Origin of the sequence: Mesorhizobium sp. M0676 (assembly GCF_040320535.1) — a bacterium.
Classification (GTDB): Bacteria; Pseudomonadota; Alphaproteobacteria; order Rhizobiales; family Rhizobiaceae; genus Mesorhizobium.
Genome location: NZ_JAMYPU010000035.1, coordinates 1 through 15944 on the forward strand (window position 1 = coordinate 1; position 15944 = coordinate 15944).

The window sequence follows — 15944 nt, forward strand, 5'->3', positions numbered from 1 at the left end:
GCTTCAAAAGGTGCCCAATCAACTGCTGCAGCCATGGTCCTGCATTGCGCAGCCGGCCAAGCAACGCCACGTCCGAAATGTCGGCAATCCCGCTCGCCGCCGCCCAGGCCACGACGCCCCGCATGCCAACCTTGCCAAGGCAGTAAGCCAGTGTCAGGCGCAACAGGTCGCTCGCCGACCTGACGCCCCGCGGGCGCAGGAACGCCTTCGTCTCGCGGGCACTTCCTGCGATCAACTCTTCGCCGCCCAGAAGCTCAATCGTCTCGGCCCAGCCGTCATCAACAAGCGATTCGTGTGTCATCGCAGTGTAGAATCACACCCGATTCCGCAGGGCAATACCTATCTTAGCGCCTATGCCACAAAGGGGGAGGTAGACGGCTGAGCTAAGCCCGCTAAAACAGCGCCTTCAGCTCGTCCAGCTTGTCGTTGACCAGCCAGCCGTAATAATTCTCTTCCGGCAGTTTGACCGTCTCACCCGCCGCGCGGCGCTTGTCGTTCTCTGCTTTCAGCGCATAGGCGCGCTGCTCGGGATTGCCGACATTGTAGAGCGTGGCGGTCAGCCCCGGATTGCCTGAGATGTCGAAGCCGGCAATGTTTTTGTAGGCGTCGATCGACTTCCTGATCGTCGCTGCGACGTAGGGCAATGTCAGATCCGGATCCATGATGGTCTTGTAGACCCCATTGGGATCGCCGACATCGAGTTCGGGCAGCCCCGACACCTTGTGCACCAGATCGCTCATCTGCAGCGCGGTCAGCGGGTTGAGCTGGCCGAGGCCAAAGGTCTGGCCGGCATAATAGGGCTGGAAGAAGGTGGCGCCGAAGCGGTCGTTGGGAAAGCTGGTGCCGTCGACGGTCTTGCCGCGGAAGGATCGGTTCCACACCTGCTCGCGGCATTCCCACAGGTCGTAGCTGTCCGACATCGTGCATTTCTTGAATTCCGGCCGCTGCACGAAATCGGTGATGTCCTCGCCGTCATAGGCGAAGGACAGCTTGCTGGAGAGGTAGGAGATCGCCTTGACGTAGTAGGTCTGCAGCCGGTCGTAGGCGTCGACATTGTAGGTGTGCTCGCCGACGATGGCGCCGACGATGTGCAAAGGATTGATGCCGTAGGCAGCGGCGGCCTTCCTGATCTTGGCGCGCAGTTCGGCGTCGTTCTGAAGCAAGGCGTAGACCTTGCGGTATTTGGCTTGGAAAGTGGTGTTGGTCGCCTGGGTGCGGCGGCTCGAGGCGCCCGGTATGTCAGGTTGCACGGCATTGCGGTTGCCCGCCGGCACCAATGTCGCCGCGTCAGCCGCGAACAGCGTCGCCGCCAGCGTCAAGCCGAGAATGAGCAGGATCAGTTTTTTCATGCGCCGCCGCCTAGAGAATTGCCGCGCAAACTAGGTAAAGCTCCCGGTCGAGTCGAGAGCGCCCCTGCAGCCGGCAAGACGAAAGGTGGTCCGATGATACCATCCGGCCACACATCAACCTGTTAGCCGGATTGTTGCCTAAGCATCGGCCCAAAGATCGAAACCGATTTTTGGAAAGTCCGATACGTCGATTCAATACTGCTAGAGCGACCTTTGCGCGTCCAAAGGACGCGCGGCGCTCTAATACCGGCGCCGGATGAACCGGCGCCCTCGTTTAAAGGATGAATCGCGACAAATCTGTGTTTCGCGAGAGGTCGCCGACATGCTTTTCCACATAGGCGGCATCGATGGCGACGCTGGTGCCGTTGCGGTCGGGCGCGTCGTAGGAGATCTCGTCCAGCACGCGCTCCATCACCGTCTGCAGGCGTCTCGCTCCGATGTTTTCGACGCTAGCGTTGAGGTCGACAGCGATGCCGGCCAGCGAATCGATGGCATCGTCGGTGAAGGTGAGGTCGACGCCTTCGGTCTTCATCAGCGCGATATACTGCTTGATGAGGCTGGCCTCGGTCTCGGTGAGGATGCGAATGAAATCGTCCTTCTCCAGCGCCCGCAACTCGACACGGATCGGCAGGCGGCCCTGCAATTCCGGCAACAGGTCGGACGGCTTGGAGACATGGAAGGCGCCCGAGGCGATGAACAGTATGTGGTCGGTCTTCAACGGTCCGTATTTGGTCGCCACCGTCGTGCCTTCGATCAGCGGCAGCAGGTCGCGCTGCACGCCTTCGCGCGAGACGCCGGCGCCCATGCCGCCTTCGCGCGAGGCGATCTTGTCGATCTCGTCGAGGAAGACGATGCCGTCATTTTCGGTCGCGTCGAGCGCCCGGCGCACCACCTCGTCTTGGTCGAGCAGCTTGTCGGACTCGTCGTTGACCAACAGCGCGTAGGACTCCTTGACCGTCGTCTTGCGCGCCTTGGTCTTCTTGCCACCCATCGCCTTCGACAGCATGTCGTTGATGTTGAGCACGCCGATATTAGCGCCCGGCATGCCGGGGATCTCGAAGCCGGGCATGCCGCCGGTGCCGGTGTCGGCAACCTCGATCTCGATCTCCTTTTCGTCGAGCTCGCCGTCGCGCAGCTTCTTGCGGAAGGAATCGCGGGTCGCCGGGCTCGCCGTCTTGCCGACCAGGGCTTCCAGCACGCGCTCCTCGGCATTGAGGTGCGCGCGCGCCTTCACGTCCTCGCGCATCTTCTCGCGCACCAGGCCGATGGCGATCTCGACCAGGTCGCGGATGATCTGCTCGACATCGCGGCCGACATAGCCGACTTCGGTGAACTTGGTGGCCTCGACCTTGACGAAGGGCGCACCGGCGAGTCGCGCCAGGCGGCGCGAGATCTCGGTCTTGCCGACGCCGGTCGGGCCGATCATCAGGATGTTCTTCGGCATCACCTCTTCGCGCATCTGGCCTTCCAGCTGCTGGCGGCGCCAGCGGTTGCGCAAGGCAATGGCCACGGCGCGCTTGGCGTCCTTCTGGCCGATGATGAAGCGGTCGAGTTCCGAAACGATTTCACGGGGAGAGAAGGTGGTCATATCACTAGATTCCACTTTGCCACTGCTTGATGGACTCGAACGGATGCAGCAGCATGATCACGTTGAGCGTCAGATTGTCCCGGATGAGGTAGCCGACACCCAGTTCGAAGATGAGGGCGAGGCCGACGATGCTCCATATAGGTAGCTTTCGCGCCATCACAAATCCCAGAGCCATGGCCAGCGTGTCGGACACTGAATTGATGATCGAGTCGCCATAGTAATCCAGCGAGATGGTGCCGGCGCGGTAGCGCTCGATGATGAACGGGCTGTTTTCCAGGAGTTCCCAGCCGCCCTCGATGACGACGGCGAATGCCAGGCGCAGACCGATTGGCGAGCGCGGGAACAGGAACCAGGCCAAGGCGTAGAGCAGGAAGCCGTGGATGATGTGCGAGAACGTGTACCAGTCGGAAATATGCTGGGAATTCTCCGAACTGTTCACCACACCGTGCCAGAGTTTGACGTAACCGCAGGTGCAGATCGGCGTGCGGCCCATGCCGTAAAGCGCGCCGGCTTGGAAGATGAGCAGAGCGAGCACGAGCAGAAGCCCCATCCGCCAGCTGTCTTCGTAGGCCGAGTAATTTTTGGCAGTGCCCGGTGTCGCCATCAACTCATTCCCCTTCTTCCGCGTCGCTGTCTTTGGCATCGACAGCCATCAGCACGACGTCCCCATATCTAGAGTGTCTGCGACCGATAGCCCTGAAGCCCGCCTTTTCATAGGCGCGGATGGCGCGGCCATTGTCGGGATGCGGATCGATGATGACGCGCGGCGCGCCTTCCTCGAACAGTTGCTCGACGAATTGCCTGACGATCGCCGAGCCATGACCTTTGCTAACCAGGTCCGGCACGCCGATCGACAGGTCGATGCCGAGCGTGCCGAACGGCTGGTCGGCATAGGGATGGCCGTCTTCCAGATGCGGATCGTAGCTCTGCAGATAGGCGATCGGCCTGCCGTCGAGCTCGACGATCAGCGGCTCTACAGAAATAGAGTCGATGTGCTCCCCGATTTCGGCGATTTCCGTCTCCGGATCGTCCCACCATTCGGCGACATGCGGCTCGGCCAGCCAGCCGGCGATCATCGGCAGGTCTTTTTCGGTAACCGGTCGAAAATCATAGAGCACCGGCGGGTTAGCCGGCATCGAGCGTTTCGACAACAAAGTTGTTGTTGGTGTAGACGCAAATGTCGGAGGCGATCTGCATCGCCTTGCGGGCGATCTCCTCGGCATCCTTGTCGCTATCCATCAGCGCGCGGGCAGCGGCCAGCGCATAGTTGCCGCCGGAACCGATGGCCATGACGCCGAATTCGGGCTCCAGCACGTCGCCGGTGCCGGTGAGCGCCAGCGAAACCGACTTGTCGGCCACCAGCATCATCGCTTCCAGCCGGCGCAGATAACGGTCGGTGCGCCAGTCCTTGGCGAGCTCGACGCAGGCGCGCGTCAACTGGTCGGGATATTGTTCGAGCTTGGCTTCCAGCCGCTCCAGAAGGGTGAAAGCATCCGCCGTGGCGCCGGCGAAACCCGCAATGACATTGCCGCCTTTGCCGATGCGGCGCACCTTTTTGGCATTGCCTTTCATGATGGTCTGGCCAAGGCTGACCTGGCCGTCGCCGGCGATCACCACCTTGTTGCCCTTGCGCACCGTCACGATGGTCGTGGCGTGCATGCTCAGTTCATTCGACATTTTTAGCTCCGATTCGCGCGATCCCGATAAGGCGATTGGCGCGCGGTAGAGTGATTTCGATCGGCCATATGTATGCATGGGGCGGGTGATTGCAAACGGCGTCCGCCATGGCCGGTGGCTGTCCGCATCGCAACTGGCAATCGCCGGATCATGCTGCTAGAAGGCTTTCGTTTTCAAGCAAATGACAGCTTGGAACCCCGTCTTGAGTTTCGAACCCCTCAGCCAAGGACAAGGTAATGGCGTCCCGTTCCGCCGAAGTCAGCCGCAAGACCAAGGAAACCGAGATCAGCGTCTCGGTCCATGTCGACGGCACCGGAAAATCCGACATGTCGAGCGGCGTCGGCTTCTTCGACCACATGCTGGACCAGCTGTCGCGCCACTCGCTGATCGACATCACGGTGAAGGCCAAGGGCGACCTGCACATTGACGACCACCACACGGTCGAGGACACCGGCATTGCGATCGGCCAGGCGCTGGCCAAGGCGCTGGGCGAGCGGCGCGGCATCATGCGCTACGCCTCTGTCGACCTTGCCATGGACGAGACGCTGACGCGGGCCGCGATCGACGTGTCGGGCCGTCCGTTCCTGGTCTGGAATGTCGCCTTCTCGTCGCCCAAGATCGGCACGTTCGACACCGAACTGGTGCGTGAATTCTTCCAGGCGCTGGCGCAGAATGCCGGTATCACGCTGCATGTCACCAACCATTATGGCGCCAACAATCACCATATTGCCGAAACCTGCTTCAAGGCGGTGGCGCGCGCGCTGCGTTTCGCACTGGAGCGCGACCCGCGCCAGCCGGAAGCGGTTCCCTCCACCAAGGGATCTCTGAAAGGGTAGGCTGATGGCCATCTATGTCGTGATGGAACCGCCAGGCCGCACCGAGGCGGCCGACGCAACCGTTTTGGTCCGCGACGGTTTTTCCTGGCTGGCTTTCCTGGTGGCGCCGCTGTGGCTCGCCTGGCACAGGCTGTGGATCGAGGCCGCGCTCGCCTTCGTCGCCATGGGGCTCATCTCGGTGCTCGGCCAATGGCTGGGACTGGACTGGGCCGGCTCCGCACTGTCTTTACTGGTCTCGCTCTATATCGGGCTGGAAGGCCAAGGGCTGCGGATCGCAGCGCTGCGCTGCCGCGGCTGGCATGAATGGGGCGTCGTCGAAGCCGACAATCCTGACGATGCCGACATCCGCCAGACACTGGACGCCGAGGCGCTTGCCGACGAGCCGGCGCCGCTGCCGCGCATCGTGCCGGACGCCAGCCTGGCCCGGCCGACGCAGACCGGGCTGACGCTGGGCCTGAGCCATACGCCGGGAAAAGCCTGAGATGCGGGTTGCCATCATCGATTACGGGTCGGGCAATCTGCGCTCGGCCACCAAGGCCTTCGAGCGCGCCGCGCATGAAGCCGGCATTGCCGCTGCCATCGAGCTGACCGCCGACGCCGAGCGGGTGCGCAGCGCCGACCGCATCGTTTTGCCCGGCGTCGGCGCCTATGCCGATTGCGCGGCGGGCCTGCGCGGCGTCGCCGGCATGTGGGAAGCGGTGGAAGAGGTAGCGATCGCCAAGGCGCGGCCGTTCCTCGGCATCTGCGTCGGCATGCAGCTGATGTCGGAGCGCGGCCTGGAAAAGACCGTGACCAAGGGCTTCGGCTGGATTGCCGGCGACGTCAAGGAGATCACGCCCGCCGATCCGGCACTGAAGATCCCGCAAATCGGCTGGAACACCATCGATCTGGAGCGCAAGCACCCGCTGTTTTCGGGTATTGCGACCGGGCCCAAGGGTCTGCACGCCTATTTCGTTCATTCCTACCATCTCGACGCGACAAGGCCGGACGAAGTGCTGGCCGTCGCCGATTATGGCGGCCCGGTAACGGCGGCGGTCGCGCGCGGTAACCTTGCCGGCATGCAATTCCATCCGGAAAAGAGCCAGGCGCTCGGCCTGGCACTGATCACCAACTTCCTGCGCTGGAGGCCTTGAGATGAGCAAGAAGGGCTACTGGATGGCGATGGTCGATGTGACCGATCCGGAAAACTATCCGAAATACATCGCCGCCAACAAAGCGGCGTTCGACAAATACGGCGCGAAATTCCTGACGCGAGGCGGTCAGTCGTCAAGCCCGGAAGGGCCATCCGGCAATCGCCATGTGATCGTCGAGTTCGAAAGCTACGAGGTCGCGCTGGCTTGCTTCCATTCCCCCGAATACCAGGCAGCGCTGAAATTCCGGCGCGCTTATTCGACCTCGCATTTCGCCATTGTGGAAGGGGTCTGAACGGTGATCCTGTTTCCGGCCATCGACCTCAAGGACGGCAAGTGCGTGCGGCTGAAGCACGGCGATATGGCGACCGCGACCATCTACAATGACGACCCTGCGGCCCAGGCCAAGGCCTTCGAAGAGCAAGGGTTTGAATGGCTGCATGTCGTCGACCTCAACGGCGCCTTCAAGGGCCAGAGCGTCAACAGCGCGGCGGTCGGCGCCATCCTCAAGGCGACGAAAAACCCGGTGCAGCTCGGCGGCGGCATCCGCACGCTGGCGCAGATCGAGGACTGGCTCGACCGCGGGCTGGCCCGCGTCATCCTCGGCACGGTGGCGGTGCGCGATCCCGACCTGGTCCGGGAAGCCTGCAAGGAATTTCCTGGAAAGATCGCCGTGGGCATCGATGCCAAGGGCGGCAAGGTGGCGGTCGAAGGCTGGGCCGAGGCCTCCAGCCTCGGCGTCATCGAACTGGCGCGGAAATTCGAGGGCGCCGGCGTTGCCGCCATCATCTACACCGATATCGACCGCGACGGCGTTCTGACCGGCATCAACTGGGATGCCACCATCGACCTTGCCAATGCGGTGTCGATCCCGGTCATCGCCTCGGGCGGGCTGGCCTCGATCGCCGACATCGTGCGCATGACCATGCCCGACGCAAAGAAACTCGAAGGCGCCATCTCCGGTCGCGCGCTCTATGACGGGCGCATCGACCCGGCCGAGGCGCTGGCGGTGCTGCAGGGCAAGGCGATGGAGACCCGGCCGTGAAAATCTCCATCATCCTGGCCTCCTATGACAGCGGCCACTATCACGGCGGCATGGGCCGAGGCCCGGATGCACTCGTCGCCGGCGGGCTTGTCGACGCGCTGACGCTCTCCGGGCATGACGTCGTCGTCACCGATATCGGCAGGGTTGGCGACGAACAACAGCGCGAGATCGCCACCGGCTTTGCCGTGTGCGGTGCCGTCTCCGGCGAGGTCCGCATCGCCATAGACCGCGGCCGGTTTCCCATCGTGCTGGCCGGCAATTGCCTGACATCGGCCGGTGCGGTTGCCGGCGAGGATGCCGATGCGATCATCTGGGCCGACCAGCATGGCGATCTCAACACGCCGGAGACGTCCATCTTCGGCTTTCTCGACGGCATGGCGCTGGCCACGGTTCTCGGCCTGTGCTGGAAGCCGATGGCCTCGGCCATCCCCGGCTTCAGGCCGATCGATCCGGCGCGCTGCGTGCTGGTCAACGCGCGCGATCTCGATCCGGCCGAAACGGAGCTGTTGAAGACGTTGCCGGTCATCCGCACCGAATGCCCGGACTGGGCGACGGCGAGCGGCAGGCTGAAGGCGCCGGATGCGAAGCGGGTGCACCTGCATCTCGATCTCGACGTGCACGACCCCGGGGCGCTGCAGGTCAACCGCTACACCACGCCCGGCGGCCCGGAGCCGAAACAGCTGCGCCAGGCTGTCTGCGGCATGGCCGGCCTGCTGCCGATTTCCGGCATCACCATTTCCGCCTACGATCCGGCGTTCGATGCGCAGGCCGAGGTTCCGCCGCTGGTCGGCGAACTGCTCAGCGAGTTGCTGGCGACGATGGAGAAGGGCTGATGCTGAAGGCCCGAGTCATCCCTTGCCTCGACGTCAAGAACGGCCGCGTCGTCAAGGGCGTCAATTTCGTCGACCTCATCGATGCCGGTGATCCGGTCGAGGCGGCCAAAGCCTATGACGCGGCCGGCGCTGACGAGCTTTGCTTTCTCGATATCACCGCGTCGTCCGACAACCGTGAAACCATCTTCGACGTCGTCGCCCGCACCGCCGAACAATGCTTCATGCCGCTGACCGTCGGCGGCGGCGTGCGCCAGGTGGCCGATATTCGCAAACTGTTGCTGGCCGGCGCCGACAAGGTGTCGATCAACACTGCGGCGGTGAAGAACCCCGATTTCGTCGCGGAAGCCGCCGACAAGTTCGGCAACCAGTGCATTGTCGTCGCCATCGACGCCAAGAAGGTGTCGGCACCCAATGAAGCCGACCGCTGGGAGATCTTCACCCATGGCGGCCGTGAAAAGACCGGCATCGATGCGGTCGAGTTTGCGCGAAAGATGGTCGATCGCGGCGCCGGCGAGATTCTTTTGACCTCGATGGACCGTGACGGCACCAAGGCCGGTTACGACATTGCGCTGACCCGCGCGATAGCGGATGCGGTGCGCGCGCCGGTGATCGCGTCGGGCGGCGTCGGCACGCTCGATCATCTGGTCGAGGGCATTCGCGACGGCCATGCCGGCGCCGTGCTCGCCGCCTCGATCTTCCATTTCGGCACTTACACGATTACGGAAGCCAAGGCGCATATGGCCGAGGCCGGGCTGCCGATGCGGCTGGACTATCCGGTTCAATCCACTCCACAAAGGCTGTAGACTGCGCCATGGCTGAATTTTCGCTGTCCGATCTGGAAACGATCATTGGCGAACGCGCCCGTTCCGGCGACCCGGACTCGTGGACGGCAAAACTGTTCGCCAAAGGCATCGACAAGGCGGCGCAGAAGCTTGGTGAAGAGGCAGTCGAGACCGTCATTGCCGCCGTCAAGGGCGACGAGAAAGCCCTCGTTTCCGAAAGTGCCGATCTCATATATCATTGGCTCGTCGTGCTTGGCATCGCCGGCGTTTCGCTGGGCGAGGTGCTGAAGGAGCTTGAGGGCCGCACCGGCCGTTCGGGCGTCACTGAAAAGGCATCCCGGCCGAAAGGCTGACCGCTAGAGCCGGATGATTTCGGGCCGAGGCCTGAAATCTGAATCCGTCTCTAAATTGACAGAGGGAGCATGATGTCGCCCGAAAACCGCTTCACACTTTTCGGCATCATGCTCTAGAGGGCAGGAAACTCGATGGACCAGCTCGCTCCGACCGAGAAATATTCCCCCTATCGTTTCTTCTCGGCCGAGCAATGGTCGAACTTCCGCGCCGACACGCCGATGACGCTGGGCGAAGACGAGATCAACCGTCTGCGCTCGTTGAACGATCCGGTCGACCTGGAAGAAGTCAAGCGCATCTATCTGTCGCTCTCGCGGCTGCTTTCGGCGCATGTCGAGGCCAGCCAGCTGCTGTTTCGCCAGCGCCAGGCCTTCTTCAACGCGCTGGATGTGGTCAAGACACCGTTCATCATCGGCATTGCCGGTTCGGTTGCGGTCGGCAAATCGACCACGGCGCGCGTGCTGAAGGAGCTTCTGGCGCGCTGGCCGTCGAGCCCCAAGGTCGATCTCATCACTACCGACGGGTTCCTGCTGCCCAACAAGGTGTTGCGACGCGACAATCTGATGGAGCGCAAGGGCTTTCCCGACAGCTACGATGTCGGTGCGCTGCTGCGTTTCCTCTCGGGCATCAAGTCGGCCCAGCGCAATGTCCGCGCGCCCGTCTATTCGCATTTGACCTATGACGTCATCCCCGGCGAGTTCGTCACCATCGACCGGCCCGACATTCTGATCTTCGAAGGCATCAACGTTCTGCAACCCGGCAAATTGCCGAAGGACGGCAAGATAGTGCCGTTCCTGTCGGATTTCTTCGATTTCGCCATTTATATCGACGCCGACGAAAAGCTGATCCACCAATGGTACATCGCCCGCTTCATGCGCCTGCGCGAGACGGCCTTCCGCAATCCGGACTCCTTCTTCCACCGCTATTCGCAGCTTTCGGAAGACGCCGCGCGTGCCATTGCGGAAGGCTTGTGGGCCAACATCAACCTGAAAAACCTGCGCGAGAACATCGTGCCGACACGAGCGCGGGCCGACCTCATCCTGCGCAAGGGCGCCAATCATCTGGTCGAGGAAGTGGCGCTCAGGAAACTGTGACGGCCGCCTCCGGGCGGCTGCCGCCAGCCGCCGATTGCCGGGCCGGGCCTGGCATCAGGATTTCGCCGTCGGGTACCAGCTTGCGGACGGCCGCACATAGGACGATCGTGAGCGCGACCGCCGCATAACCATCGATCGCATAGTGCCAACCAAGATAGACCGAACTCGCGACTATGAAGGCGACATACAGAAATGCGATGGCGCCCAACCGCTGGTCGTACTCCCAGGTATACACCGCATTCAGGGTGATCAAGGCGACATGAACGCTTGGAAATGCCGATATTCCCGACGCGAGTCCAGTCACACCCTCGGTCTGGAGCGTCCACAGATACTGCTGGTACACGGCGGCGGAACTCGCCGACGGGCTTTGCGCAAGAAACGAAAGCTGTTCACCGAAGCGTGGCACATCGCCGGTGACATAGCCGTAGAACGCCGGTCCGGCCGACATGAACAGCCCGGCCAGGATGTTTCCGACGACTACCCACACCACCATGAAGGACAGCACATAGCGTCTCTTCAGATGCGTGGTGCGTGGTGACGTGACCATGAAAAACAGCATGCTGTAGCAAATGATGAACCACAGCATGTCGTAGTTCCATCCGACGGATTCCCGTACCCAGTCATGCTTGCCGATAACGTAGAGCCATCGCCACGGATCAGTGCCGAAATGCAGATAGGCATCGATATCTGCCAAGGCGCGATCATAGGGGAAACCTTTCCACAGGACGGACATGCCGTTCTTGACCGAGGTGAAGGTGCTTTGGAAAATCATGATGCCCATCAACAGACATATGCCGGAAAAGAGAACCGCCATCCGCTCGGCTGAGAACATCTTGCCCGCAGCAAATTTCCGCCGACGCTCAAATCGATGCAAAAGCCAGCCGGTTTCCAGGAGAAGCGATACCGCCGGCAGCACGAAACCGAAAACCATAAGCCATATCGGCACGTAGGTCTGGTATGCGGTGCGATGGAGCGCGCCGACCCAAGCCAGAAACCCCAGCCCCGTTGCAGTGTAGATGCCAATGAACAGGTAGAGCGATGCATCCGAGCGGGCGATCGAAACCGTGCGCCATGCGGCATTTCGAATGTAGCGCCAAATCACTTCGATTTCGAGCATGGTATCCACACCGGGAATGATGACGTTTTGGCGCAGACTAGCGGCCGAAACCTTAAATTCCGTTAGGGACTTTTATTCGCAAGGTCAGTGGTTCAGTAAGTGCAAGAATGCACTCTCACCTCTTCAAGGCAAGGTCACCCGCCGCAGCGTCAGATTGATCCGGCCGCCATTTTTCAGCAGCGCCGAGGTCGACGGATAGATGCGGTCGACGCCGTGGAAGCAGAGCCGGCCTTCGCCGCCGAGCACGACGACGTCGCCGCTTTTCAGGCGGAACGATTTGGTACCGCCGTCGCGTGTGGCCCCCCTGCCCGTCACTTGGCCGACCCGGAACAGGCAATCGTCGCCAAGTGACACGGAGACCACTGGGGCCGAGAAATCGGCTTCGTCGCGATCCTGGTGCAGACCCATTTTGGCGTCCTGCGTATAGAAATTGACCAGGCAGGCCTCCGGCGGATTCGGATAGGCGGCGACCTCCCGCCACAATTGCAGCAGCGCGTCCGGGATCGGCGGCCATGGCTCTCCGGTGAGTGGGTGCGTTGGCTGGTAGCGATAGCCCAGCTCCTTGTCAGTGACCCAGCCGAGCGTGCCGCAATTGGTCATGCGCACGCTCATCTCCTTGCCGGTCCGCGGCATCGCCGGCACGTACAGCGGCGCCCGCTGTACAATGGTCCTCACCTCTTCGACCAGCGCTTCCTGCGCCGCGCGGGACAGATAACCAGGCATGTGGCGGACGCCTTTGGGCAGAACGAGCATGACTTCGCCTCCGGTTGATACTGAAACCATGCCACCGCCAATCAGAAACGGCGACCCGAAAGCCACCGTTGTCGGCCTCCCTTTCTGTGGCAATGGTGAAACCTTGCGGCTGCGGCAGGGGAGGCCGCTTTATGCACGCAGTCGGCGCGGTCCTTAGTCGTTCTCTACCCGGCCGCGCAGCTTTTTGATCGTGCCGCGCCCTGCCTTGCTTTGCAGCCGCCGCTCCACCGAGCCTTTCGACGGCCTGGTCTTCTTGCGCGGCGGCGGCGGCGGTTCCGCGGCCTTGGCGACCAGCGCCGTCAGCCTTGCCCGGGCATCGGCCCGGTTCTGCTCCTGGGTGCGGAAGCGGCCGGCCTCGATGACGATGACGCCGTCCTTGGTGGCGCGCTGGCCGGCGAGCTTGATCGTGCGCGCGCGCACGCGTTCGGACAGGCCAGCCGCATTGGCGGCGTCGAAGCGCAATTGGACGGCGGTCGCCACCTTGTTGACGTTCTGGCCGCCGGGACCCGACGAGCGGATGAAATCCTCGTGCAGGTCGCCCGGATGGATTACGGCTTCGTCTGATATGATGATGTCGTCGATAGGCATGCCGCAGTCATGGCGCGGCGGACCAAAAAAGAAAAGGCCCGATCGAGATCGCGCCTTTCAAGGATGCTTCGGTGAAGACGCCTCGACTATTCCGCAGCTTCCTGCAGGCGGGGTGCTGCGCCGAGCACGACGGCATCGACATGGCTCTCGAATTTCTCGAAGTTGACGGCGAACATGCCGACCAATCGCGCTGCCTGCCGGTCATAGGCTGCCTTGTCGGCCCAGGTCGAACGCGGGTCGAGAATGGCGCTGTCGACGCCAGGCACAGCAACCGGCACCTCGAAGCCGAAATTGGCGTCGGTGCGGAAACCGGACGCCTTCAGCGAACCGTCAAGCGCTGCGGCCAGCAAGGCGCGCGTCGCCTTGATCGGCATGCGCTTGCCGGTGCCGTAGGCGCCGCCGGTCCAGCCGGTGTTGACCAGCCAGCAATCGGCGCCGTGGCGGGCGATCAGCTCGCGCAGCAGATTGCCGTATTCCTTGGGGTGGCGCGGCATGAACGGGGCGCCGAAGCAGGTCGAGAACGTCGCTTCCGGCTCGGTAACGCCCTTCTCGGTGCCGGCCACCTTGGCGGTGTAGCCGGAGAGGAAGTGGTACATCGCCTGCGCCGGGGTCAGCCGTGCGATCGGCGGCATGATGCCGAAGGCATCGGCGGTCAGCATGATGATGTTTTTCGGGTGGCTGGCCCGTCCGCTCTTCGAGGCATTGGGGATGAAATCCAGCGGATAGGCGCAGCGCGTGTTTTCGGTGAGCCGGCCGTCGTTGAAGTCCGGCACGCGGTCGGCGTCGAGCACGACATTTTCCAGCACCGTGCCGAAACGCTGCGTGGTGGCGAAAATCTCCGGCTCGGCCTCGGCCGACAGCCGGATCGTCTTGGCGTAGCAGCCGCCTTCGAAGTTGAAGATGCCGTGCGGTCCCCAGCCGTGCTCGTCGTCGCCGATGAGCGTACGTGACGGATCGGCCGACAGCGTCGTCTTGCCCGTCCCGGAAAGCCCGAAGAAGATCGCTGCGTCGCCGCCCGGGCCCTCATTGGCCGAGCAGTGCATCGGCATGACGCCCTTTTCCGGCAGCAGATAGTTGAGCATGGTGAACACCGATTTCTTCATCTCGCCGGCATAGGAAGTGCCGCCGATGAGCACGATCTTGCGGGTGAGATCGACCGCAATCACCGTTTCGGTGCGGCTGCCGTGGCGGGCCGGATCGGCGCGGAAGGACGGCAGGTCGATGATCGTCATCTCCGGCACGAAATCCTCGAGCTCGGCGGCCTGCGGGCGGATCAAAAGATTGCGGATGAACAGCGAGTGCCAGGCGAATTCGGTGATGACCCGCGTCGGCAGCTTCAGCTCGGCATCGGCGCCGCCGACGAGGTCCTGCACATAGAGATCGCTATTCGCGGCGTGGACAAGGAAATCGGCGAGCAGCATTTCGAACTGGCCCGCCGAAATCGCCTTGTTGTTGTCCCACCAGACATGGGGCTCGGTGGCGCCATCGCGGACGACAAACTTGTCCTTGGGCGAGCGGCCAGTGTGCTGGCCGGTCTCGGCAAGCAGCGCGCCGCCGGCGGTCAACCGGGCCTCGCCACGACGGATCGCTGCCTCATAAAGGGCGGCCGCACCAAAATTATAATGCACCGTGCCGGTGGTTTTCAGGCCGATACGATCGATCGCGCAAGCAGAATTGCGTTTGCCGACTTCCGACATCAAGGGTCCCTTCTTCTGGATTCGCCGCACTTTGCCGGCGCGTTTCCGGCGAGCCCGCGTTAGGGGCTGAGACGGTGAGAACCAGAAAACTCGAATGATATCAAATCATTAATCGATTTAAAAATTTTGAAAGTTGTTTAAATCGTTTATATGTGCAAAAAATCACAGTGGTTGCCCAAAGGATTGGCACACAGTGTTCGTCCAACCCGTGTAGAGGTTCCGATGGGGCCGCCGGCAAGCCGTCCGCGACAGCGGGTGGAGCCTGTGCCACATTTTGTACCTAATTTGTCCTGCAAAAGCCCCTTCTCTAAGACAGAAGGGACAGCTCATGAGGGAGCCGCTTGAAATGGCAACAATCGCGCTTGTCGATGACGACCGCAACATTCTGACATCGGTGTCGATCGCCCTCGAGTCCGAGGGGTATCGCGTCGAGACCTACACGGATGGTGCGTCGGCGCTGGAAGGCCTGGCGGCGCGGCCGCCGAATCTCGCCATCCTCGACATCAAGATGCCGCGCATGGACGGCATGGAGCTGTTGCGCCGGATGCGGCAGAAGTCCGACCTACCGGTGATCTTCCTGACCTCGAAGGACGATGAGATCGATGAGCTTTTCGGCCTCAAGATGGGCGCCGACGATTTCATCCGCAAACCGTTCTCGCAGCGCCTGCTGGTCGAGCGGGTGCGCGCCGTGCTGCGCCGCGCCAGCGCCCGCGAAGCTGCGGCAAAGGCGCCCAGCCAGCAGGCCCGTTCGCTGGAACGCGGCCAGCTGGTCATGGACCAGGAACGCCATACCTGCACCTGGAAGGGCGAGCCGGTGACGCTGACGGTCACCGAATTTCTCATCCTGCACTCGCTGGCGCAGCGCCCCGGCGTGGTAAAAAGCCGTGATGCGCTGATGGATTCGGCCTATGATGAGCAGGTCTATGTCGACGACCGCACCATCGATAGCCACATCAAGCGGCTGCGCAAGAAGTTCAAGGCCGTCGATGACGACTTCGAAATGATCGAAACCCTTTACGGAGTCGGATACCGGTTCCGCGAAGCTTGAGTTGATGCATGTCGCCCAAAAGTGGTCGCGTTTTTGGGACGACGACATGCATAAAA

19 protein-coding genes and 1 pseudogene are annotated in these 15944 nt (G+C 62.3%); 10 read left to right on the plus strand and 10 right to left on the minus strand.

Annotation, left to right across the window (positions count from 1 at the left end):
- The 6 genes and pseudogenes from NKI35_RS27325 to hslV form a co-directional block, all read right to left on the minus strand.
- Positions 1–301: pseudogene (locus NKI35_RS27325) on the minus strand (IS4 family transposase); the annotation flags it as partial.
- A 91-nt stretch (positions 302–392) separates the two neighbouring features.
- Positions 393–1349, minus strand: a complete 957-nt coding sequence (locus NKI35_RS27330) for a DUF1402 family protein (RefSeq protein ID WP_352463452.1) — start codon at positions 1347–1349, stop codon at positions 393–395.
- A 274-nt stretch (positions 1350–1623) separates the two neighbouring features.
- A complete protein-coding gene (gene hslU, locus NKI35_RS27335; protein ID WP_023703756.1) occupies positions 1624–2937 on the minus strand; it encodes an ATP-dependent protease ATPase subunit HslU in 1314 nt (437 codons plus the stop codon).
- Positions 2938–2941: 4 nt separating this feature from the next.
- Positions 2942–3541 (minus strand): DUF2585 domain-containing protein, encoded by a 600-nt coding sequence (locus tag NKI35_RS27340; RefSeq protein WP_352741923.1) that lies wholly within the window; start codon positions 3539–3541, stop codon positions 2942–2944.
- A 4-nt stretch (positions 3542–3545) separates the two neighbouring features.
- Positions 3546–4073, minus strand: coding sequence for a GNAT family N-acetyltransferase (locus NKI35_RS27345; RefSeq protein ID WP_352463450.1), 528 nt, complete (start codon positions 4071–4073; stop codon positions 3546–3548).
- Entirely contained in the window at positions 4063–4614 is a 552-nt protein-coding gene (gene hslV / locus NKI35_RS27350; RefSeq protein WP_023672322.1) for an ATP-dependent protease subunit HslV, read from the minus strand. Before hslV ends, NKI35_RS27345 begins: the two co-directional genes overlap by 11 nt.
- A gap of 236 nt (positions 4615–4850) precedes the next feature.
- Between hslV and hisB the strand changes: the two genes are divergently transcribed.
- From hisB to coaA, 9 genes are all read left to right on the plus strand, one after another.
- The gene (gene hisB / locus NKI35_RS27355) at positions 4851–5450 is read left to right on the plus strand and encodes an imidazoleglycerol-phosphate dehydratase HisB (RefSeq protein WP_023672321.1); all 600 of its coding nucleotides are present in this window, start codon (positions 4851–4853) and stop codon (positions 5448–5450) included.
- Positions 5451–5454: 4 nt separating this feature from the next.
- Positions 5455–5931, plus strand: a complete 477-nt coding sequence (locus NKI35_RS27360) for a DUF2628 domain-containing protein (RefSeq protein ID WP_023695989.1) — start codon at positions 5455–5457, stop codon at positions 5929–5931.
- A gap of 1 nt (position 5932) precedes the next feature.
- On the plus strand, positions 5933–6583 hold the full coding sequence (gene hisH / locus NKI35_RS27365; RefSeq protein ID WP_023695990.1) for an imidazole glycerol phosphate synthase subunit HisH: 651 nt from the start codon (positions 5933–5935) through the stop codon (positions 6581–6583).
- Between the two features lies 1 nt (position 6584).
- Positions 6585–6875, plus strand: a complete 291-nt coding sequence (locus NKI35_RS27370; protein WP_023672318.1) for a DUF1330 domain-containing protein — start codon at positions 6585–6587, stop codon at positions 6873–6875.
- Between the two features lie 3 nt (positions 6876–6878).
- The gene (gene hisA / locus NKI35_RS27375; protein ID WP_352519343.1) at positions 6879–7625 is read left to right on the plus strand and encodes a 1-(5-phosphoribosyl)-5-[(5-phosphoribosylamino)methylideneamino]imidazole-4-carboxamide isomerase; all 747 of its coding nucleotides are present in this window, start codon (positions 6879–6881) and stop codon (positions 7623–7625) included.
- Positions 7622–8458, plus strand: coding sequence for an arginase family protein (locus NKI35_RS27380; protein ID WP_352653147.1), 837 nt, complete (start codon positions 7622–7624; stop codon positions 8456–8458). The genes hisA and NKI35_RS27380 overlap by 4 nt, the downstream gene beginning before the upstream one ends.
- The gene (hisF, locus tag NKI35_RS27385; protein WP_023687423.1) at positions 8455–9261 is read left to right on the plus strand and encodes an imidazole glycerol phosphate synthase subunit HisF; all 807 of its coding nucleotides are present in this window, start codon (positions 8455–8457) and stop codon (positions 9259–9261) included. Before NKI35_RS27380 ends, hisF begins: the two co-directional genes overlap by 4 nt.
- Before the next feature lie 8 nt (positions 9262–9269).
- Entirely contained in the window at positions 9270–9593 is a 324-nt protein-coding gene (locus NKI35_RS27390; protein ID WP_352653149.1) for a phosphoribosyl-ATP diphosphatase, read from the plus strand.
- Between the two features lie 132 nt (positions 9594–9725).
- Positions 9726–10685, plus strand: coding sequence for a type I pantothenate kinase (coaA, locus tag NKI35_RS27395; RefSeq protein ID WP_023672313.1), 960 nt, complete (start codon positions 9726–9728; stop codon positions 10683–10685).
- Here the strand turns inward: coaA and NKI35_RS27400 are convergent.
- From NKI35_RS27400 to NKI35_RS27415, 4 genes are all read right to left on the minus strand, one after another.
- A complete protein-coding gene (locus NKI35_RS27400; protein WP_352741926.1) occupies positions 10672–11802 on the minus strand; it encodes a phosphatase PAP2 family protein in 1131 nt (376 codons plus the stop codon). The genes coaA and NKI35_RS27400 overlap by 14 nt on opposite strands.
- 123 nt (positions 11803–11925) lie before the next feature.
- A complete protein-coding gene (locus NKI35_RS27405; protein WP_023681406.1) occupies positions 11926–12555 on the minus strand; it encodes an alpha-ketoglutarate-dependent dioxygenase AlkB family protein in 630 nt (209 codons plus the stop codon).
- Positions 12556–12708: 153 nt separating this feature from the next.
- The gene (gene arfB / locus NKI35_RS27410; RefSeq protein WP_023672309.1) at positions 12709–13143 is read right to left on the minus strand and encodes an alternative ribosome rescue aminoacyl-tRNA hydrolase ArfB; all 435 of its coding nucleotides are present in this window, start codon (positions 13141–13143) and stop codon (positions 12709–12711) included.
- Positions 13144–13229: 86 nt separating this feature from the next.
- Positions 13230–14840 (minus strand): phosphoenolpyruvate carboxykinase, encoded by a 1611-nt coding sequence (locus NKI35_RS27415; RefSeq protein ID WP_023672308.1) that lies wholly within the window; start codon positions 14838–14840, stop codon positions 13230–13232.
- A 346-nt stretch (positions 14841–15186) separates the two neighbouring features.
- On the opposite strand from NKI35_RS27415, the gene NKI35_RS27420 reads away from it, so the two are divergent.
- Entirely contained in the window at positions 15187–15888 is a 702-nt protein-coding gene (locus tag NKI35_RS27420) for a response regulator transcription factor (protein WP_010912942.1), read from the plus strand.
- The last annotated feature ends 56 nt before the right edge of the window (positions 15889–15944 follow it).